The sequence below is a fragment of the Arcicella sp. GW822-FHT02H01 genome (assembly GCF_058802005.1).
Map to the genome: position 1 here is coordinate 1,956,280 of NZ_JBXANT010000001.1, position 22,601 is coordinate 1,978,880.

The 22,601-nt window shown below is 35.8% G+C and carries 16 protein-coding genes and 1 tRNA gene; 6 read left to right on the forward strand and 11 right to left on the reverse strand.

The annotated features are described in order from the left end of the window. Nucleotides 1–156: 156 nt before the first annotated feature. The 3 genes from AC1RNE_RS08290 to AC1RNE_RS08300 form a co-directional block, all read right to left on the reverse strand. Nucleotides 157–1,671, reverse strand: coding sequence for an NAD(P)H-hydrate dehydratase (locus AC1RNE_RS08290; protein WP_492800546.1), 1,515 nt, complete (start codon nt 1,669–1,671; stop codon nt 157–159). An 18-nt stretch (nt 1,672–1,689) separates the two neighbouring features. Further along, nucleotides 1,690–2,283, reverse strand: coding sequence for a precorrin-2 dehydrogenase/sirohydrochlorin ferrochelatase family protein (locus AC1RNE_RS08295; protein WP_492800547.1), 594 nt, complete (start codon nt 2,281–2,283; stop codon nt 1,690–1,692). A 179-nt stretch (nt 2,284–2,462) separates the two neighbouring features. Then, a complete protein-coding gene (locus AC1RNE_RS08300) occupies nt 2,463–4,112 on the reverse strand; it encodes a fatty acid--CoA ligase (protein ID WP_492800548.1) in 1,650 nt (549 codons plus the stop codon). Nucleotides 4,113–4,540: 428 nt separating this feature from the next. Between AC1RNE_RS08300 and AC1RNE_RS08305 the strand changes: the two genes are divergently transcribed. Next, nucleotides 4,541–7,204, forward strand: coding sequence for a T9SS type A sorting domain-containing protein (locus tag AC1RNE_RS08305; RefSeq protein ID WP_492800549.1), 2,664 nt, complete (start codon nt 4,541–4,543; stop codon nt 7,202–7,204). A gap of 106 nt (nt 7,205–7,310) precedes the next feature. Then, a complete protein-coding gene (locus AC1RNE_RS08310; protein ID WP_492800550.1) occupies nt 7,311–8,354 on the forward strand; it encodes a WD40/YVTN/BNR-like repeat-containing protein in 1,044 nt (347 codons plus the stop codon). Nucleotides 8,355–8,359: 5 nt separating this feature from the next. On the opposite strand, the gene AC1RNE_RS08315 is transcribed toward AC1RNE_RS08310, so the two are convergent. From AC1RNE_RS08315 to AC1RNE_RS08345, 7 genes are all read right to left on the reverse strand, one after another. Continuing rightward, nucleotides 8,360–9,271, reverse strand: coding sequence for a DMT family transporter (locus AC1RNE_RS08315; protein WP_492800551.1), 912 nt, complete (start codon nt 9,269–9,271; stop codon nt 8,360–8,362). A 157-nt stretch (nt 9,272–9,428) separates the two neighbouring features. Further along, nucleotides 9,429–10,751: a ribosome biogenesis GTPase Der gene (gene der, locus AC1RNE_RS08320; RefSeq protein ID WP_492800552.1), complete on the reverse strand. Its 1,323-nt coding sequence runs from the start codon at nt 10,749–10,751 to the stop codon at nt 9,429–9,431. Nucleotides 10,752–10,988: 237 nt separating this feature from the next. Further along, nucleotides 10,989–11,894 carry a GTPase Era gene (era, locus tag AC1RNE_RS08325; protein WP_492800553.1) on the reverse strand — a complete coding sequence of 302 codons (906 nt, stop codon included), beginning with the start codon at nt 11,892–11,894 and terminating at the stop codon, nt 10,989–10,991. A gap of 4 nt (nt 11,895–11,898) precedes the next feature. Beyond that, nucleotides 11,899–12,363 carry a group I intron-associated PD-(D/E)XK endonuclease gene (locus AC1RNE_RS08330; RefSeq protein ID WP_492800554.1) on the reverse strand — a complete coding sequence of 155 codons (465 nt, stop codon included), beginning with the start codon at nt 12,361–12,363 and terminating at the stop codon, nt 11,899–11,901. 68 nt (nt 12,364–12,431) lie between these two features. Next, a tRNA-OTHER gene (locus AC1RNE_RS08335) sits at nt 12,432–12,500 on the reverse strand. A 430-nt stretch (nt 12,501–12,930) separates the two neighbouring features. Further along, complete coding sequence (locus AC1RNE_RS08340; RefSeq protein WP_492800555.1) at nt 12,931–13,659, reverse strand: ABC transporter ATP-binding protein; 729 nt, start codon at nt 13,657–13,659, stop codon at nt 12,931–12,933. 107 nt (nt 13,660–13,766) lie between these two features. Beyond that, a complete protein-coding gene (locus AC1RNE_RS08345; protein ID WP_492800556.1) occupies nt 13,767–16,214 on the reverse strand; it encodes a tetratricopeptide repeat protein in 2,448 nt (815 codons plus the stop codon). Nucleotides 16,215–16,761: 547 nt separating this feature from the next. On the opposite strand from AC1RNE_RS08345, the gene atpD reads away from it, so the two are divergent. The 4 genes from atpD to mnmC2 all read left to right on the forward strand — a co-directional run bounded on the left by atpD (nt 16,762) and on the right by mnmC2 (nt 20,912). Next, complete coding sequence (atpD, locus tag AC1RNE_RS08350; protein WP_492800557.1) at nt 16,762–18,279, forward strand: F0F1 ATP synthase subunit beta; 1,518 nt, start codon at nt 16,762–16,764, stop codon at nt 18,277–18,279. 102 nt (nt 18,280–18,381) lie between these two features. Further along, entirely contained in the window at nt 18,382–18,612 is a 231-nt protein-coding gene (gene atpC, locus AC1RNE_RS08355; RefSeq protein WP_492800558.1) for an ATP synthase F1 subunit epsilon, read from the forward strand. Between the two features lie 357 nt (nt 18,613–18,969). After that, complete coding sequence (gene carA / locus AC1RNE_RS08360; protein WP_492800559.1) at nt 18,970–20,067, forward strand: glutamine-hydrolyzing carbamoyl-phosphate synthase small subunit; 1,098 nt, start codon at nt 18,970–18,972, stop codon at nt 20,065–20,067. A 191-nt stretch (nt 20,068–20,258) separates the two neighbouring features. Continuing rightward, nucleotides 20,259–20,912: a tRNA (5-methylaminomethyl-2-thiouridine)(34)-methyltransferase MnmC2 gene (gene mnmC2, locus AC1RNE_RS08365; RefSeq protein WP_492800560.1), complete on the forward strand. Its 654-nt coding sequence runs from the start codon at nt 20,259–20,261 to the stop codon at nt 20,910–20,912. Between the two features lie 104 nt (nt 20,913–21,016). Here the strand turns inward: mnmC2 and AC1RNE_RS08370 are convergent, their stop codons facing one another. Beyond that, nucleotides 21,017–22,441: a TonB-dependent receptor gene (locus tag AC1RNE_RS08370; RefSeq protein WP_492800561.1), complete on the reverse strand. Its 1,425-nt coding sequence runs from the start codon at nt 22,439–22,441 to the stop codon at nt 21,017–21,019. Nucleotides 22,442–22,601 lie beyond the last annotated feature (160 nt).

Below are 22,601 nucleotides of genomic sequence, written 5' to 3' on the forward strand. Positions count from 1 at the left end.
GGCAAGCTTAGGTTTGCCTTTTTTTGTTTTCAATGAAGTAAATTTTACTGAAAACTTTAATTTATTCTTTGAATGAAACACAACAATATATTAGATAGATTAAATAAGGTAAAAAATGCATAATAATAAATCACTCAATCACAATTTTCCCTCTCTTCACCACCTCAAACTATCAATAATATCACTCGCAATCATAGCCATTTGTCCACGACTATTCGCTGCTAAATCTCCTGCTTCACCATGTTTAAAAACGCCTAGAATAGCCGCTTCTTTGGCTGAATATCCTTGAGCTAATAAAGCTACAATAATACCTGTCAACACATCTCCACTCCCCGCAGTTGCCATACCTGCATTACCTGTTGAATTAAAATAAACATCTCCTTCGGGAGTAGCAATAGCTGTTTGATAACCCTTTAACACTACAAATATTTGATGCTTTTTAGCGAATTGTTGCAGTAAACTCAGTTTGTCATAATCATCTTTCCATGTCAATCCCAATAATTTTTGAAACTCTTTAGGATGAGGTGTCAAGATAGTATTGGGAGGCAATTGTTTTAGTAAACTTCTACCTTCTTCAGTTCCTAGTAAATTCAAGGCATCAGCATCAATAACCATTGGTTTATTAGTAGCCGTTATTACACTTTCCAACATTTTACAAACATCTGGGTGGGTACTGATACCAGGACCAACAGCAATAGCTTGATAATGTTCGAAATCTTTTTCGGTAAACTGTGTAGAAATAAAATCTAAATTATCTGTGGTAGTTAGCGTCATGGCTTCTGGCACGGAAACTTGCATCATTTCATAAGCCATATTCGGCACATGGCAAGTAAGTTTACCAACACCTGACCTCAAACAAGCCTTAGCAGATAAAATGGCAGCCCCCATCATTCCTTTTGAGCCCGAAATTATCAGGCTATGCCCATAAGTACCTTTATGAGAGAATTTTTGACGGTGCTTAGGGAAGATTTGTGCCGTATAAAAATAATAAGAAGGGAGTTCATTAATCATTTCCTCCTGCAAGCCAATATCTAGTACCTCCCATTCACCTACAAAATCATAATTCTGAGGCAACATCAATGCCAATTTAGGCAACTGAAAAGTAACGGTAAAATCAGGCTTAAAAATAATATCTCCTTTATCATTTGTATTATCCATAAACAACCCCGAAGCAATATCTACGGCAATTTTTATGGCTGGTGTTTCATTTAAAGTATTGATAAGTTCTTTCAAGATTCCTTCTACACACCGATTGATTCCCGCCCCTAATAGGGCATCAATGATAATATTATTTTGCTGAATTTCTGAGAATAGTGTAAAGTCGTTAACTGTCTTGATAAAATTAACTTTAGCAAAATTTTGAAGACGTTTCAGGTTTATATCAAAATCAGCACTTGTTTTGTCGGTATATTGTACGACAAAAACCTTTACACAAAAGCCCTGTTGTTTTAACAAGCGAGCAATAGCTAAACCATCTCCCCCATTATTGCCTAAGCCGCAGAATATGTTGATACACAATTTTGTATTCGAATAGTATTTTTGACCGAACCAATTGACAAAAGTAGCGCACGCCCTCTCCATTAAATCAATAGAAGAAATTCCTTCTTTTTGTATCGTAAAAGCATCCAAAGCTCTTATCTGACTAGCATTAAGGATTTTAAGCGTTTCCATTGATTTATTATCTATCATTTACTTTTTATTAATCATTGTTTCTGTTACTTCATTCAACACCCTGATTTTTTCTTGAAAATCCCCTTTGATTGATTTTCTGATTTCTCGCAAATTATCCAGCAATTGTTGAATATCGTCTGGAATAATATCATCCAAAAATTCTCGCATCCTTTTTGCCATCGTGGGCGATTTTCCATTGGTCGAAATACCTATTTTTAAATCTCCTTTCTGTACGATTGACCCCAAATAAAAATCACAAAGGGCTGGTGTATCTGCTACATTGCATAAGATGTGTCTTTCAGCAGTACTGCGTTTGATGTTTGCATGCAATTCGGGATTATCCGTTGCCAAAATCACCAAATCTCTATTATCTAAATCATTATACTCAAAATTCCGTTCCTCTAAAATTACTTGTGGAAAACTCTGCGCATATTCTCTCAATTCGGGTCTTATTATCGTTCCCACCACAGTTACTTTAGCTTCAGGACTATTATTGAGCATCGCCGAAAGTTTTTCTAAACCCACATTTCCTCCGCCTACAAGCAAAACATTCAATTCTTCTAACTTAAGAAAAACGGGAAACAATCGGTTTTTTATGGAAGTATTTTGCATCATCTTTTTGTTCGAATAATTGAATGAGAATGTCTATAAATATAAAGTTAATACCCAACAATGGCCATTAATAGCAATTTGAAAGGCGAAGATACAAACAAAAAACCTTGCTCGGAATCCGAGCAAGGTTTCAGTAATCAAGCATTTATATAAAAATCGTTATGAAAGATTTTTCTTCTTTAGATTGGCAACAAAGTTCTAATCACTTTTTTGTCAATTTTCCCGACTGATGTTTTCGGGATAGCTTTGGCGAAATCAACCGATGTTGGGATTGTCCAAGCAGTGATTGTTTTATCATCCACATACTTTTGCAAAAAATTCTTCAAATCTTCTTTGCTCAGACTTTGGTCTTGTTTCAGTACAATCATCGCATGTGGACGTTCGCCCCATTTTGTATCTGGAATCCCCACCACTGCCACTTCCTGAACAGCTTCATGTTTTCCAATGAGGCTTTCCAAGGCGATAGAGCTTACCCATTCCCCTCCAGACTTTATCACATCTTTTATTCTATCTGTTATTTTTAAGGAATGATGCTGGTTCATTGTAGCCACGTCGCCAGTATGCAACCATCCTCCTTCCCACAAATCCTCCGACTTTTCGGGTTCATTAAAATAACCTTGTGTCAACCACGGTGTTCTTGCTGTCACTTCTCCGATGGTCTCTCCGTCTTTGTTAGCAATACTTCCATCTTCTGTTAACAACTGTAAATCAACTAAAATAGCAGGCGTTCCAGAACGCGTACGGGCTTTTACTTGAAAATCTATATCTGGATTTTTTGCATCTTCAGGGTTCAAGTGCACTGTTGATAAAATCGGGCAGGTCTCAGACATCCCATATCCTGTAATTACATCTATTCCTCTTTGTAAAGCTGCTTTAGCCAAAGCCTCTGGTAAAGCAGAACCTCCAATGACTACTTTCCATTGAGATAAATCAATTTGTTGCGTAGCTGGATGTGAAACAAACATCTGTAAAATAGTAGGCACGCAATGTGAAAAGGTAACTTTTTCTTTCACAAAACATTTCAATACCATTTCAGGCTCAAACTTGCCAACATACACTTGCTTAGTATTACACATCGTAGCCACATAAGGAAAGCCCCATGCGTGTACATGAAACATGGGCGTAAGTGGCATATATACATCGGTATTATTAAAACGACAAGCACCATCTATCGCACTGAATGTTACGCTGATGGATAAGGTATGCAAGACTAACTGACGATGAGTAAAATATACCCCTTTAGGATTGCCTGTTGTACCAGTAGTGTAAAAGGTAGTAGCTACAGCATCTTCGTCAAAGTCCTCGAAGTCATATTCATCAGCAGCATTTTCTAATAGAGCCTCGTATTCGCCTATTATTGGTAACGAAGTGTTGTTAATATATTCGCCATTATCAGTACAAACAATAATACTTTTAACGGTAGTTATTTCATCAAATAAAGATGCCAGAAGTGGTAAAAAATCAACGTGACAAATAATTACTTCGTCTTCCGCATGATTAATAGTATATAATATCTGAGCAGGTGAAAGTCGCCAATTGATGGTATGTAATACATTGCCCGTCATGGGAATGCCAAAGAAACACTCCAAGTATCTATGAGAATCATAGTCCATCACGGCAACAGTTTTGCCACCATCCAGCCCCATGTTTTTGAAAACATTTGCTTGTTTTCGAACTCTGCGATTCAGTTCGAAATAATTATATCGTAACGAGTCTTTATAAACAATTTCGTTATGAGGTTCCAAAATTGTAGAATAAGCAAGAATACTTTTAATCAATAAAGGATATTTAAAAGCGTGACTGGCTGAGGGTAACTTGCGAATATTCATTTAAAATCGTCGAGTTATCACAAATTTTTTATAAAAAATATAAAATTATTAATAATTATACAAAGGTATATGTTTTGTGAAATTAATGTAATTAAATACAAATTTTTATTTATAAAATCAACTTAATACTATATTACAACACGATTTATGAGGGTTTTAAATTGTATCAATACCCTGAAATTTTGAAATAAATAGATTTAATAATGACTAAATCCAATACAGCAAAGCGCTTAAATTATCTAAATCAAAAAGTTTAATGTTTTTTTTATGGTTTTAAGCGAGTCCTGTCTTATTTTTACTCCATACTTTACAAGGCATAGCATTTATTTAGAATAAAATAAGTAAATTGCTACGAGCATTAAAGCGGAATTTCTAGTGCTTTCTAAAATCTCAACCTAAAAATTTTACCAAAAAAAAATATTTTAATTATGAACAACTTTACTCAAAGAACACTCTTAGTCATTTCCTTTCTGATAGCGTCTTTTGGTGTTGTCTTAGCGAATGGTTCTACTTCAATTTCAGAAGAGAATAAGAACACCACAAACACATCCATTCCAGACGCTCCAACTGTTCAATATGTAGGAATAGATAGATGTGGCTACCAAGCTATTGGTGATCCTCGAAGCGTTGTAGTATTAAGATCTTCTGGTTGTAATACTGGAACAATCACTTGGTACGATTCTAATGGACGCGATTTAGGGTTAAATACTCCTACTACTGAGTTAAAATTCTTAGAAATCACTGCAAATACTACCGTTTATGCTACTTGTACTATCGTAGGAAATGGTGTTAGCTTACATTCAAATCATTTGGATGTAAAATATTTATCAGCACCACAACTTCCACATATTACTCAGGATAAAATTATTGCCTGTGATGGCGATGCAGTTACTTTAAAGTCTAATATAACTAATCCTAATTATGAATATAGATGGCAGCGAATGATTAGTGCTTTCCCATCTCCAAATCATATTGACCCTTCTACTGAAGGCTTCGGTACTCCTGTATTGAAAACTAAAGTTTCTGGTTATTATTATCTTTCAGTTGTTTCACCTGAATGTCCTCAAGCTCCGGCTTATGCAGATGGTCAGGTTTTTGTAGAATTTTATTCATTGCCTAAGCCTAAAATTACGGCTTCAGCTCCTGTTTTTTGTGAAGACTTCGGTACTAGCCTCAAAGTAGATAGTATTCAGTTTATAAAAAGCTACCAATGGTATGTAAATGGTGTAAAACAAGATAATTTAGGTACTGTAAGCCATATAGATAAATTCACACAAACTGGCAATATTCAAGTAGTTTCTGTAGAATCTAGAATAGGGTGTCTTTCTCCTATTTCTGACCCTGTTGCTGTAAAAGCGATTCCTATTCCTAGCAAGCCTGTTATTACAGCTAGTGCATTAGAGTTTTGTGAAGATAAAAGCGTATCATTAAAAGCAGACAGTAGTGCTTTAACGTCAAAATATCTATGGTATATTAATGGTGTAAAACAAGACAGTTTAGGTACAACAAGTTTGGTGAAGTCTTTCAACAAAACAGCTACCATTCAGGTAATAGCTACAGAAAAGCAAATAGGATGTTATTCGCCTATATCTGAACCCGTAAAACTAACATCGCTGGTATTACCAACTAAGCCAGTTATTACGTCATCAAAATTAAATGCTACCATTTGTGCTGGCGATACAATATCCCTTACTTCAACAGCGGGCTTTAGCTATAATTGGAACACAGGTGCAACTACCAGAACTATCGCTAATATTAAATTAGCAGGAAAATATGCTTTGCAAATAATTGATGCCAAAGGTTGTGTGTCTAAATCATCAGATACTACAACGATTAAAGTAAATGCGCTTCCTGCGAAACCTGTCGTTACAGCAAGTGGGCCAATCGCATTTTGTGATGGTGGCTCAGTTACTTTAACATCAACGCCAAATGTTAAATATATTTGGAGTAACAACGAAACTACTCGCTCAATTACGTTAAGTACTTCTAGAGATTTGACAGTAGCTGTTATTGATGCAAATAACTGTACTTCGCCTTCGTCTGACTTAGTAAAAGTGACTGTTTATGCATTACCTGCTAAACCAACGATTACTTCAAGTGGAAATTTATCTTTCTGTGCAGACCAAAGCGTAATTATTACTTCTTCGGATTTAATCAATGGCGAAAAAACAAAGTATATATGGAGTAGTAAAGATTCAACAAAGTCTATTACAGTAAAAACTACAGGTACTTTCTCTGTAAAAGTAATTGACCCACGTGGATGTATTTCTCCTTCGTCTGACTTAGTATCAACAGTTGCTTTGCCTGTACCAGATGCACCAACGATTGCTGCTGATGGCGCAACAATATTCTGTTCAAGAAGTAATGATGATTATAGCAAAATCAATACTGTAAACTTAGTAGCAACAAGTACTTTTGAAGTAACATGGAGCACAGGCTTTGTAGGAAAAACCCTTAATTTAACTTCTATTAATAGCCAAGGTACTTTTGTGGATATTTCAAGAGAATATACTGCATTTGCGAAAAATACTAGCACGGGTTGTATTTCACCAAAATCAGCACCGATTAACATCATTGTTAGAAACAACCCTGATGCATCAGCAGCATCTATTGAAAAAGACGGTACTTATACTTTAAAAGCGGTTAATTTCCCTGCTGGAAACGAATATGAATGGAAGTATGGTTCGGAAGTATTAGCCTTCAAAGAAGGAATCATTAAAGCCAATAGATTTGGAGACTATACAGCGAGAATTAAAACATTGTTTGCTATTCCTTCAGCACCAGGTGGTCAGTTAGCATGTTTTTCAAATTTCTCTAAAGCATTTTCTTTCAAAGAAGACCCAAGTTTCGCAGGATTATCTATCTATCCTAACCCAAGCAACGGTTTGTTAACCATTGAAACGTTAGCTGATTATGACAATCCAGAGATTTTGATTTATGACCTTTTAGGAAGACAGATTTATGCTGGAACTTTACCAACTATCAAAGGCAAAGTAATTATTGATTTAAGAAATAACAATGAAGGCGAATATATGCTTCGTTTCAAAGCAGCAAATTTTGATTTAACAAAACGTATTATTGTTAATAGATAATTTTAAAAATCATTTTAAAGCCTTCTCAACAAAATTGAGAAGGCTTTTTTATTGGGCTTTTTGTACATTCGTAATTCAAATCATTTAACATTAAATCTTTTCATCAATGACGACCCTTAAGTATTTTACCTCCTTATTCCTAATGCTAGTTTCCATTCATGCACATGCTCAATGGCTTAAACAAAACATAGCGACCGATGCAAGCTTTAGGGCTGTGCATGCTGTATCCGATAAAATCGTTTGGATGGGTGGCTCAAAAGGGACTTTTATTAAAACGATTGATGGAGGAAAAACTTGGGAGGTAAAGCAAGTATCTGAAGCCGAAAAATTGGATTTTAGAGACATCCATGCTTTCGATGCAAACAAGGCTATCTTGATGAGTGCAGGCGAAGCTGAAAAAGGAAATGCTAAAATATACCGCACTGAAGATGGTGGTAAAACTTGGAATATCGTTTATCAAACTAATGAGAAAGGCGTTTTCTTTGATGGTATCGATTTTTGGGATAAACAAAATGGTATCGCTTTTAGTGACCCTATTAACGGACATTTCTTTATTATTAAAACAAAAGATGGTGGCAAGACTTGGACGCCGATTAATCCAGAGAATATTCCTACTAACCAAGAAGGCGAAGCAGCTTTTGCTGCAAGTGGAACAAGTTTGATTGTTTCAGAAAAAAGTAATGTATATATATGTACTGGTGGAGCCAAAAACTCAAGAATTTTCAGAAGTACAAATCAAGGTAATAATTGGGAAGTAATCAACACGACGATGTCGGCGAGCCAAGCCAGCGGATTATTTGGTATGAGGTTCTGGGATACTAATCATGGTATTGCTGTGGGTGGTGATTATTTAGAAGTTAATAAAGCTATACCAAATGTTTTACTGACAAGCGATGGCGGTAAAACTTGGGTTGATGCTCCCCAAACAAACCCTGCGGGTTTGAAAGAAGGGGTAGCGGTTTATAAGAAAAAAATCCTGATAGCCGTTGGGCCATCAGGAACTAGTTATTCTAAAGATTTTGGAAAGTCGTGGAAAGCTATCGACACCTCCGCTTTTCATGCCATTAGTATTATGGGAAATGGCATTTGGGCAGTTGGAGGAAGAGGAAGCATCGCCAAATTGGATACTTCATTGTTAGAAAAAGAATAAAGCAATCATTTCCCTTTCCAAGAAATCATTAACACGCCAGATAACACAACGAAAGTTCCTGCTAATTGCCAAGCAGTGATATTTTCATCTAAAAAAATATTAGCCATAATAATCGTGGCTACTGGCCCGATACTTCCAATAATAGACGCATTGCCTGAGCCAATGCGTCTTATTCCTTCAGAAATCATAAATGAAGGAATAACCGTAGAAAATACAGCCATCGCAAGGCTCAGCCAATAAGCTCCTGCTTCATAAGAGAGTAATCCCTTTTCTCCCGCAATAAAGTAATGCACGATAACCATCCCTGTAGAAATAAGCATGGCATAGCAAGTAAATCGTAGAGCACCAACCTTTTGAATCATTTCGCCACTGCCTATTAAATATAACGCATAAGTAAAGGCACTTAAGAAAATCAGGATTGAGCCAATTACTAAGTCTTTTTGCAAACCTAATTGCAAGTCAGGGACAAAAGCAATCGCTACGCCCAGATAGGTAATTATTAAAGCTAAGTACTGAATTTTATAAATAGGCTTCTTTAAAAAAATGGCCGATATGATTACTACAATAGTAGGATATATAAAGAGGATGAGGCGTTCTACACTGGCAGTGATATAATTTAAGCCCCAGAAATCAAACAATGAAGCCAAATAATACCCGACTAACCCGATAGCAAACATCCAAAACCATTGTCGCGTAGTAAGCTTTACTTGGTCTTGTTGTTTTTGTTGTTGAAAGAATAGAATTATCAGATAAAATGGTGCTGAGAACAACATTCGTAGGGCTAACAGAGAAACCGTATCTACGTGATAATGTAGATAATTATATTTTACCAGAACAGCTTTTCCTGCAAATAAAATTGCGCCTGTCAATACTAACATTACTCCAACAAAATACTGAAACTTACTTTTTTTCGTCATGGTTTATTTTAAGTTAAGGTAAAAACAAAAAGACCCTTCACATTGCTGAGAAAGGTCTTTTTAATAAATTCATATCAAATAGTTACTTATCTCATGCCTTGAGGGCTGATAGCGAGAAGTAACCAAGATGCTGAAATCATTTTCATGATGTATATTATTATTTTTTTCTAAAAAATATCTGAATCGGTACACCTGTAAAATCAAAGTGCTCACGCATTTGATTTTCTAAATAACGTTCGTAAGACTCACGAATATACTGAGGTAAATTACAGAACATCACAAACGATGGTGCTTTAGTTGGTAATTGAGTCATGTATTTGATTTTGATATACTTCCCTTTCCAAGCTGGCGGAGGATAGTTTTCAATCACTTTCAACATCACATCATTTAATTTAGAAGTAGGAATTTTTCTGGTTTTGTTTTCATACACTTCCAAAACTTTTTCTACTGCTTGGAAAATACGCTGTTTATCTTTTACAGAAGTAAAAATAATTGGCATATAATTGATTGGTGCCATTCTTTGACGAACAGCATCTTCAATGCGTTTTGCAGTCATTGAATCTTTCTCAACCAAATCCCACTTATTAATCATCAACACGATACCTTTTTTAGCTTTATCAGCCATTGATACGATGTTCATATCTTGTGCTTGCAAACCCGTCTGAACGTCAATCGTTGTAGCATCAACAATAATCACTGCTACATCACATTCTTCCATCGCTTTGATTGAACGTAATATTGAATAATATTCAATGTTATCATCAATCCTAGCTTTTCTACGAATACCAGCAGTATCAGTAATGATAAAATCTTTCCCAAATAAGGTATAGTGATTATCAATAGCATCACGCGTTGTACCCGCTATATCTGTTACGATACTTCTTTCTTTTCCTAATAGCGCATTCAAGAAAGATGATTTACCTACGTTTGGCTTACCTAAAATAGCAATTTTCGGAATACCAGCATTCGGGTTTTCAATTCCTTCTTCAGGGAAATGGCTCACTACAGCATCTAATAAATCTCCTGTTCCCGAACCGCTTTCTGCTGCAATAGGATAAGGCTCGCCCATTCCTAATTCATAAAACTCAACAGCTTCCATACCTTTTTCATAAGTATCAGCTTTATTGGCTACAATATAAACAGGTTTTTTTGAACGACGAAGCACTTTAGCAAAGTCTTTATCTAAATCGGTTACTCCTGTAGAACAATCTACTACAAACAAGCAAATGTCTGCTTCTTCGATTGCCATTTCTACTTGTTCACGGATGGCACCTTCAAAGGTATCATCAGAACCATGTACATATCCACCAGTATCAATAATGGTGAAAAATTTACCAATCCACTCACCATATCCATAGTGGCGGTCACGTGTAACGCCCGAAACGTTATCCATAATGGCCTTTTTCTGTTCGATAAGGCGATTAAAAAGGGTAGATTTACCCACGTTTGGGCGACCTACAATTGCAACAATGTTTGACATTTTTTAATTTTTTGAGCTGTTCCCTGCGTACCTTTTATGATTAATTTCCTGAATATCAGTCGCTCAATCTTGGCTTAACAAGCACCTCAACGTTAAAGATTATAATATACTGTTAAAAATTAGGGTAGAATGGCTGTCGGCTATCAGCAGTGAGCTTTCAGCTTTGAGCTAATTATATTTTAAAAATCATTTAAGTATTAATTTTCAAATTAGCACACTTTCAAATTTTCAAATTCATTAGTCTTGACTATAACCAAATGATTTTACTTTTTGTGCTTTTGAGCGCCAGTCTGGTTCTACTTTGATAAATTGCTCTAAGAACACTTTTTTACCAAAGAATTTCTCCATTGCTTCACGTGCCTGAGTACCTACTTTTTTGATAGATTCTCCTTTATGACCAATCAGAATCGCTCTTTGTGTTACTCTTTCTACATAAATTTCTGCTGAGATTCTGATAAGATTGTCTTCTTCTTTAAATGAGACGATTACTACTTCGCAAGAATAAGGAATCTCTTTTTTATAATTCAAGAAGATTTTCTCTCTTAAAATCTCTGATGCAAAAAAACGTTCGGGCTTATCAGTTAATTCCTCTTTATCAAAATATGGAGGATGTAATGGCAATTGTTCAACGATAGAATCAAAAATCTGACCAATATTTTCTTCTTTCAAGGCAGAAATCGGAATAATAGCTTGTGTTGGGAAACGTTCGCGCCAATGGGCTATCTTTTCTTCCACCTGTTCTGGAGTTGCTAAATCAATCTTGTTGATTAACAACAAAACAGGCACATGGTCAATTCTAGCTAATTTATTAATAACATCGTCTTCATCATACTTCTCAAAAATATCTGTAACAAACAAAATAACATCGGCATCTTCTAAAGAACTATGCACGAAAGTCATCATTGATTTATGTAACTCGTATTTTGGAAGAATAATTCCAGGCGTGTCAGAGTAAACCAATTGAAAATCAGTTCCTTTATGCGTACCATTCAAGATACCCATGATACGATGGCGAGTAGTTTGTGCCTTTGAAGTAATAATTGAAAGGCGTTCACCCACCAAGACATTCATCAAAGTAGATTTTCCGACGTTTGGTTTTCCGACAATACTGACAAAGCCTGCTTTATGATTGAGTTGTTCCATGCGATTAGAAGTTGATTTCTGCTATTCGTTGTTGATTTACTAAATTATTATTCAATAAATACCATGCTTCACGATAATCTGCAGATTTAGGTTTTCTTTGCCTTCTTTCTGATTCAACTAAATGAATTTCAGAGCTATAACTAATAAAAATTCCAACAGGAATAATGTAAAAAATATGTATTTCTTCAAGATAAACAATGGCAAAGTCAAAGTCGGTTTCACAATACCTCTCCCTTAACATTATTCTTCTATTTGTTTTTGTTCTGCGATTATCAACAACATAATTTTGTCGTTTTTCATCAAACCAAGCACTTTTCACTTGTATTTTAATAAACCTGTCTCCAATATCAAAAACCAAATCGTACGGCATTCTATCACCAATGGGTCTCAAAACATTCCAGCCCTTCTTTAAAGCTTCTAGAACAACCGCTTGTTCTGCTATATCTCCTTTGTGTTTGGTGTTTATCATTTCTCTAATCTAAAATAAAAACAAAAAAGCCAATTACTTGAATATCAAATAATTGGCTTTATTCTGTGTAGCAGGAACAGGACTCGAACCTGTGACCTTTGGGTTATGCTTACCACTATAGCTTTCGCTACCCTACTGGTTTGTGGTCTGGACTGTCTCTTTACCTTCGACCTAATCGTTAAGGTATCTGCCATTCAGTCTCTACACCTTCCTTATTTCTAAGGCTTGGCTCGGGATTGCCATACTTAAAGGGTTCCCCGAATTTGACAAACTTTCACGTAAAAATTTCTTTCTACGCAGCCCTCTTGCAAATTGATTGTAAAACTTTGATAAAGTAATTTTCAAAATTCTCAATTAACAATAACTTGAGCCCAACGAGCTACCTACTGCTCCATCCTGCGGTGTTGTTTCCATTTGATTGGACTGCAAAGGTACGAAAGTTATTTTATTCTGCAAGCATTCACTTAAATAAAAATCTAAAATATTTTTCATTTAATTTTAAAAATATTCCAAGGCAATGATAATCAACAACTTATAACGTTAAAATATTTTCAAATAAATTCATTTTCAATGTCCTTCAAGACCTGCCATCAAGTCTTTTGCCTTTTTGACATTGTTATTTATCTTATCAGATTCGACTAAACCATCACGCAATCTTACAATTCTGTGTGCATATTGAGCAATATCGTCTTCGTGCGTTACCATTACAATGGTATTTCCTTTAGAATAAAGCTGATCGAACAAATCCATGATTTCGTAAGAAGTCTTAGAATCTAAGTTACCTGTTGGCTCATCGGCTAATAGAATCGAAGGGTCATTCACTAATGCTCTGGCAATGGCTACACGTTGGCGTTGCCCCCCTGAAAGCTCATTAGGTTTGTGTCCAGCACGGTTTTCTAGTCCCACACCCTTTAGGGCTAACATTGCTTTCTCAATACGGTCGGCTTTGTTATAACCTGCATAAATCAATGGTAGCGCTACGTTCTCTAAAGAAGATTGGCGAGGCAATAAGTTGAACGTTTGAAAAACAAACCCAATTTCCTTATTACGAACTGTGGCCAATTCATTTTCAGTCATTTCACTTACATCTTGATTATTTAGTATGTACCTGCCAGTAGAAGGGGTATCCAAACAACCAATTATGTTCATCAATGTAGATTTTCCTGAACCCGACGGGCCCATAAAGGCTACATATTCGCCTTTACTCACTGAAATACTTACATCTTTCAAGGCTTGAATTACTTCTGCACCCATTACATAACGTCTGGAGATATGGCTAGTTTCAATAATTTTCATTTTTCCTGAGTGGTAAAGATTTGTATTTAATAGGCTGACGAAAGAAAACGCAATTTATTTTTCTTTTTTTGACCCACTAATAGTTTACATTAAACAAACTTAAAAAATTACTGAAAACCAGCACTTACCTTTTCTATGGATTGTATTTTAGCTTGGTAGGTCGGCAGAAAACGCTGATAGTCGGTTGGAGATAATTTTTGTAGTATCTCCAATCCATCTATCGCATACTCTTTCATTCCAATTTCTAAGGCTTGTAGAATATATAATTGATATAAAACAGGAGAGTCTTTCCGCCAAGTTATCGCATTCAATACGGCCTGATAAGCCTTTTCGCCTTGTTTCTGTTGATTAAAAATTTGTACGGCTTTTTGTACTACTAATTCATTAAGAGGGTGCTGTTTCAAGCCATCAGTAGTCAGATTTTTCAATGTTAAAATATCTACTTTTTCTACTGATTCTTTTTTCAGCAAAGTATTTAATAATAATTGATAATACTTCCCTTTTTTATCGGTAGAGTCGGCAGCGGCTAATGAATATAGGCTTTGGAAAGTCGATATTTTATCTCCTTTATAATATTCTTGAACAATGTTTGCAAAGTGTAAATCCTCGGCATGTGCTTCATTGTCTTCTAATTCAGCTAATCTTAACAAAGGAAACTTCTCTCCTTGTGATTTCTGAAAAAGTGTTTGATTATATATCCAAGCGAAGTCTGATATATTGCTCAATACAGAATCTGGCGACAATATTACCTTCCAATCATCCTTTGAAGCATCTTCCACATTGGCAATGTTCTTAAGCGCAGAAACATTAGCCTGATAAGAAGCATATTGAATATTCTCTGGCTTAGCTAGTAACTCCTTTATCGTTTGTTTCTTGCCATTCATTGCCCAAAACGCTAAAAGATTACTTGACGGAACTGCTGGTTTTTGGGCATTCTTAATCGCCATGTCGTAATACAGCACTGTAGAATCTATTAAATTAGATTTGTTGTATAAATATGCTAGATTATTCTGTAATTCACCCGAATTAGGGAATTTTTGTAATCCCTCTTTTAGCGTAAACATGGCATCAAAAAAATGTTCTTCTTCATAGAAAGAACGGCTCAAGCCTTCATAAGCAAAGGCTGAGGGATTCTTCGCTAAAGCTTTTCTAAAATAAAGGGCTGCTCTTTCATTATCATTTTGCCATAGTGCCAAAGACGCCAAGGCATAATTGGTTTTATGGTTTCGGTATTCATAGATTAGGGCTGACTGGTATTCAGATTCTGCTATTCTAAATTGCTTATCAAAAGCATAATAATCGCCCAAGGCGTTATAATAAGCTGCATTGGCTTGTTGGAATGGAAAGAAATTTTTCAAGACTAACAGTGCCGCAATCACGATGACAGCTAGTACTCTAGTAGTCCAAATGGGTAAATTTAAAGGTTTGAAAACTACTTTATGTACTTCAAAACCTTGTTTGAAAAGTGGTAGAAAGTTTACTAAAACGTACATAAAAAACAAGATACCCATTGCCAAATGTGTATAGGTAATAGCATCTTCTAATACTTCAATCATTGGGTCGTTGCCAGTCGCAAAGGCTTGCCCGTTAGTGGCAAAAGTAATGATGGCTAAACCAAGGTAAATAAATGCTCCTGACGATTCAAAATCGATGATTTCTTTATTGCCAGCTAATCTTTTTTTGAAACCCCAAATACTCAATGTTGTGGATACAACAAGCAAAACAAAGGGACTGATGTAAATCATTTCCCAATCAATGGTTTTATTGTTATGCAAAAAAACTAACAACACATTAATAAGATAAATGGCGGAAATCAAGATAAAGTTCTTTAAAGCCTGTGGGCTTTTCGCAGAAGTTGTAAGCACTAAGAACCCTTGGATGATTTCGTAAGCAATCATGAAAATAAAAGCAACACACAATATCATCGCCCCTGCTGTGCGGTAACTGGCTAATAATAAAAAAGGGCTATTTACCTTAGCAGTATAAGCAATGAATAATATGACTAATACAGTAATGAAAAAGAAGCTTATAAACCTTGTAAAAATATTGATAGTTGGGCGAAAAGCATGAAAGTAATAACTAAGCCCTGCATAGAGTATAATCAAACTTATCGTAAAATATCGGTTAGTTACATTATACAATAATTCAAAATTGAAGGTAACCAACAACAAAATAACAAGCCCCATCGCCATTAAATACCAGAACCGTGCAAGCGCTGAAAGTGCCGACAGTATTAGGATAACACCCAAGGCAAAAAGTCCTATAAAAATATAATTGCCCAAAAGATTAATCTCCATTGTCGATGCCAAAAACTGCTCAGTAACAATAAAGGTTTTGGTAGGAAACGAAAGCGTTTCCTTGCCTATATTAAATTGGTCTAGAATAAAAGGCACTTCTCCTAGTTCACTAAGTATGTTCCAATGGATGACATTTTCTAAACCTTTAAAATAAAAGAAAATAAAGGTAATTAGGCTGAACGACAAAATACTTAATGAAAAAAAATAAAGTATGCGAGAAGGTTTCTGCCAGTTTCTCCAGAATTGTATTGAATGCATATTGATATGATAATTAAAGCTTTGTTAAGGCAAGGCGATTAAGCTGTTTTAAAAAATATCATGTCATTCATTCTCTAGCGAGGGACTTAAGTCCCTCGCTAGAGAATGAATGAACTTAGCAGTAATGTTTTTGCTAATACTACTAATGCACAAAATTGGTAATTATTATGCTTTGTTGAAAGTCTGACAAATTATTTACGGTTTAAAGTATTTTTTTATCCAAACTTCCTTAAGTCTATAAAGAAATAACATTGTAGTAAACTGACAAAATTGCTGAATTTGCAAAAAGAGTTGAAATGGATACTTTTAAGAAGATATTGATCAAAAAGTGATTCTGTCCTAAAAACCATGAAAAAATCATAATTTTTGAGGCCCACTCTTAAACCAATCCAACAAAACGATACTTTTTAAGCAAAAAATATGGTAAAAATCCAAAAACAGAATTGTTAATCTGAATTTTACCAAGTAGTTTTGCAGTCTGAAATACTACGTTAAGTACATAAAAAACGTAATCACTTGACAATCAGATAACAAAATCACAATACAAATGGCAAATGCAGTCAATACAGGGAAAGTTACGCAAGTAATCGGACCAGTTGTGGACGTGAGCTTCGAGGGTGCTAACTCTCATCTCCCCACAATTTTGAATGCCTTGGAGGTTACAAAAGCCAACGGCACCAAAGTTATTCTCGAAGTACAACAACATTTAGGTGAAGACCGAGTTCGTACCATTGCAATGGAAGGAACAGAAGGACTTCAAAGAGGTCAAGACGTTTATGACTTAGGTCAACCAATGTCTATGCCAACTGGTGAAAGCATCAAAGGACGTCTTTTCAATGTAGTTGGAGAGGCAATTGACGGTATTCCTCAGCCTAAATCTAACAAATCAATGCCAATCCACCGTCTTGCCCCAAAGTATGATGAATTGGCAACTTCAACTGAGGTGCTTTTCACAGGTATCAAAGTAATCGACTTGCTTGCTCCTTATGTAAAAGGTGGTAAAATTGGTTTATTTGGTGGTGCTGGTGTGGGTAAGACTGTATTAATTATGGAACTTATCAACAACATCGCTAAAGCATACGAAGGTCTTTCGGTATTTGCTGGTGTTGGTGAGCGTACTCGTGAGGGTAACGACTTATTGCGTGAAATGATTGAATCAAACGTAATTCGTTACGGTGAAGATTTCAAACACGCGATGGAAAAAGGAGAATGGGATTTATCTAAAGTAGACGAAGAGGCTCTTTTAGGTTCTCAAGCTACTTTGGTATTCGGTCAAATGAACGAACCTCCTGGAGCTCGTGCTAGAGTTGCTCTTTCAGGTTTGACAGTTGCTGAATATTTCCGTGATGCTGAAGGTGAAGACCAAGGACGTGATATCCTTTTCTTTATCGATAACATCTTCCGTTTTACACAAGCAGGTTCAGAGGTATCGGCTCTTTTAGGTCGTATGCCTTCGGCGGTAGGTTACCAACCAACGCTTGCTACTGAAATGGGTGCGATGCAAGAACGTATTACTTCAACAAAAAGAGGTTCAATTACTTCAGTACAGGCCGTTTATGTACCTGCCGATGACTTAACTGACCCTGCTCCTGCTACTACGTTTACTCACTTAGATGCTACTACAGTATTATCTCGTAAGATTGCTGAATTAGGTATCTATCCAGCTGTGGATCCATTAGATTCTTCATCACGTATTTTATCTCCAAGTATTTTAGGTGATGTTCACTATAACACTGCTCAACGTGTTAAAGAGATTCTTCAACGTTATAAAGAATTACAAGATATTATCGCCATCCTTGGTTTGGACGAATTATCTGAAGATGATAAATTAGTAGTATCTCGTGCTAGACGTGTACAACGTTTCTTGTCACAACCATTCTTTGTGGCTGAACAATTTACAGGTTTAAAAGGAGTATTGGTTGATATTAACGACACTATCAAAGGATTCAACGCAATCATTGATGGAGAGTATGACCACCTTCCTGAAGCTGCTTTCAACTTAGTAGGTAGTATCGAAGATGCTATTGCTAAAGGAGAAAGATTAGTAGCTGAAGCATCGAAATAATTTGAAAATTTGAAAGTGTGTTAATCTGAAAACGATTGGCACACTTTTGATTTGAATTCTTTTCAAACTTTCAGATTTTCAAATTTTCAAATTCTTATAGAAATGAATTTACAAATTATTACTCCCGACAAGAAAGTGTTCTCTGGTGAAGTAGACATCGTTACGCTACCAGGTACAGATGGTTCTTTTCAAATTTTGAAAGACCACGCTCCTATCGTTTCGACGTTAGGAAAAGGAACATTAGCGGCTGACAAACAAGAGTTCATCATTGATGGTGGTGTTGTTGAAGTATTGAACAACAATATCTTAGTTTTGGCTGAAGCTGTATTGTAATAAAATATCGTTATTGAAAACCTGTTTTCAATAAACAAGCTATTAAAAGCACAGACTCTTTGGGGTTTGTGCTTTTTTATTATGAATGATGATGAATGTTTTTCGATAAATTTATGTTCTATTTCAAAATTAAGAATATTGGATTTGTCCAAAAATCTTTTATTCCCTATCTTTGTACCAGAAATGAAAAAAATGATGATACAAGCAGTTTTTACAAGTAACTTTTGGGAGATGTCCAAAGATTTACCTTCAAAAAAAGGCGGTTTTATCGTTTCTAAAAATATTTTTATTAGGAGGTCAAATTAATTGACCTCCTTTTTTATAGTACAACCTTTACAGTAACCAAGAAACAATCAAATGAAAGTAACACAAAGCCAAGCAGCTATTTTGTTGTTGGAAGACGGTACAGTTTTTAGAGGGAACGCCCTTGGGAAAATCGGGACGAGTGGCGGAGAAATTTGCTTCAATACAGGTATGACTGGCTATCAGGAAATTTATACTGACCCTTCATATTTCGGACAAGTAATTGTAAATACGACTTCTCATATCGGTAATTATGGAGTTGTTAACGATTTAGAAGAAGAGTCAGGCTCGATAAAAATTTCAGGAATGGTTTGTAATGAATTTTCACCGATTCATTCACGTAAAACATCTGATGGCTCTTTGCAAAATTACTTTGAAAAGGCAGGAATCGTAGGAATCTCAGGAGTTGATACGCGTCAAATTGTACGTCACATTCGTGAAGTAGGTGTGATGAACTGTATTATTTCTTCTGAAATCTTAGATGTGGAAGAATTAAAAAAGGAGTTGGCTAAAGTGCCTCAAATGGAAGGACTTGAACTTTCATCACAAGTTTGTACACAAGAATCTTATTTCTTAGGCAACCCTGATGCTGAACATAAAGTGGCTGTATTAGACTTAGGCGTGAAGAAAAGTATTTTAAGTAACCTTACTGATAGAGATTGTTATTTGAAAGTATTCCCTGCTAAAACGCCATATTCAGAGATGCAAGCGTGGAATCCTGATGGATATTTTATCTCGAATGGCCCTGGCGACCCTGCGGTAATGCCTTACGCTATTGAAACAGTAAAAGAAATTGTTGATAACGATAGCCCGACTTTTGGTATCTGTTTAGGACACCAAATTTTGGCACAAGCGTCTGGTCTTTCAACATATAAAATGAAAAACGGACACCGTGGTTTAAATCACCCTGTGAAAAACTTGGTAACTGGTCTATCAGAAATTACTTCACAAAACCATGGTTTTGCCGTAAAAATGGGAGAATTGGAAGCAAACGAAAATGTAGAACTTACTCATATTAACCTAAACGACAAAACGGTGGAAGGTTTAAGAAGAGTAGACAAACCTGCTTTCTCAGTTCAGCATCACCCTGAAGCATCACCAGGCCCACACGATTCTCGTTATTTGTTTGATAATTTTGTGGAAATGTTGTAGGTGAGATAATAGACACTAGATTCTAGACATTAGACTAAAGTTATTGAAATAGGACTTGATGATGAAAGATATTAAGCTTTTATTGTCAAGTCTTTATTATTAAAATGTGTTTATCCATCTGATGACTAATCTCTTGTTTTTAAAAATCTTTTGTCTAATGTCTTATATCTAAAATCTTTTGTCTAAAAAAAATGCAAAGAGTAAGAATTACTGACGACGGTTTTACTACTTTATTCAGCACAGCGTTTAACCAATATTATCATTCTGTTCGGGGTGCTTTAGACGAAACCCAAAGGGTGTATATTGAATTGGGATTGTTGGCTAAAATGCAGGAAACAAAGGAGATTAGCGTGTTAGAAATAGGTTTTGGCACTGGCTTGAATGCCTTGGTAACGGCCTTAGAAGCACAAAAGAACAACCTCAACGTACATTATACTACCCTTGAGCCTTTTCCTATTTCAGAAGAAGATGTATCATCATTGAATTATCAGACTGGTACAGAAACAGATTTACTTCAAAAACTCCATCGTGTAAATTGGAACGAAAATATTGAACTATCACCTAATTTTTCATTTCGAAAAGTAAACTGTACACTTCAAGATTTTAAGACGGCTCAACTATTCGATGTAGTTTATTATGATGCCTTCGCTCCTTCTTCACAACCAGAACTCTGGACGGCAGAAACATTTACGCATGTAGCATCTTTCTTAAAAAGAGGGGGATTCCTAACTACTTATTGCTCAAAAACTGTTGTAAGAAGAGCAATGGAACAAGCAGGATTTAAAGTAGAAAAACATGTAGGTATATGGGGGAAAAGAGAAGTAGTGAGAGCCATTAAGCTATAAAAAGTTCAAATCCTTCGTCTTCCTATTAGGCGGTGACTTAAGTCACCGCCTAATAGGAAGACGAAGGATTGAGAATTATATTACTAAAAAGCTATTTTGGTATTTTATGCGGGTGTTACCTCGCATGGATAACCAAATAAACAATTTCCTTTTACCAATTTAGATACTACTGGCGGCACTAATTCTTCCCATCCCGGTTCGCCAGACTGTATCAATCTCAATACTGCATCGGTATTAATTTTCAGCAAGTCTTTATCGTATTTTTTAATATCCGCAAACTTATCATTGTCTTGCAAATATTGGAACAATCCTTTAAGGTGTGAAGGAGGAGTAAATTCTTTAGTAGTTACAATTTCTCCGTCAGCATTCAACATAGGGTGCAAATACAATTTAATCTTAGGAGCAAACAATGTTGAGAATGCTGCAAGAATTCCTCCTGTAATATTAGTATAGTGCTTTTCTTCAAAGATATAATCAAGGTTAGGCATCCCCAGAATCAAGCCCATTCTAAGTTTGGTAAAACCACCTAGGTATTGCACTAAACGATAATATTCATGGAAGTTTGAAATTAATACGGTATGACCAAGTGAACATAATATATCTACACGGTCTAAGAAATCCCTTTCATTGATTTGCTCTCCTCCAGCTTGTAAATTCTTTAAAGTAAGCTCGGCTAATAAAACCACTTTATCATCATCCACATCAGGCTCAGCTTCAAACTGCTTTAAGCCCGTTTTGATCATATCTAACGAAACATTCGTCACTGGTCTGAAACGACCACGTACTGCTACAATATGTTTTTTATAGAACGCCTCAGAAGGTTGCATCACATTGCCATCTGGACCAAAAAGTGCTGCATTGGTAAATCCATTTTTTACAAGGTGAAGCGACATTAAGCGGTCGTCTACCTCTTTAAAATCTGGCCCACGGAAACGAATCATATCAATCTCAATTCTGTCGGATGATAAATCATCCATCAAAGATTGAAGTAAAATTTCGGGTTGAGCATTATAATAAAAACAACCGTACATCAGGTTTACACCGATAACCCCCAAAGCTTGTTGCTGAAGTACGTTATCATTGTCTTTCATTCTTACGTGAATAACAACATCGTTGGGTGCTCCATTGGGTTCAAGTTGGAAACGTAGTCCAATCCAACCATGAGGATCATTAGTTTTTTGATAGTTTAACGCAGCTACAGTATCAGCAAAAGCAAAGAATGTACGTTCTGAAGCCATTTCCGTCAAGCGTACATTCAATAACTTATACTCACGCGTAAGCATTTTCATTAAGCGGGCTTCTACTACATATCGCCCTGACTCTTCTTCTCCATAAATCGCATCCGAGAAAGCCATGTCGTATGCTGAGATGGTTTTTGCAATTGTACCTGATGCTCCTCCAGACTTAAAAAAATTAGCCGCAACATCTTGCCCCGCCCCGATTTCAGCAAAAGAGCCATAAATCCTGCGGTCGAGATTGATGCGAAGAGCCTTCTGTTTTGTGCCTAAATTTCTATCGTAATTTACCATGAAATTATTCTCCTTTTTTAATTGTACATTATCACTAAAACCATTTCCTAATTTACAATTCTAAGGTCAAAGCTTGACAAAAATCTACCAAAAATATAACTCTTTACTAAAAAAGTAATACAAAAATATAATTAGCCATAAATATGTATCCTTTTTAAAA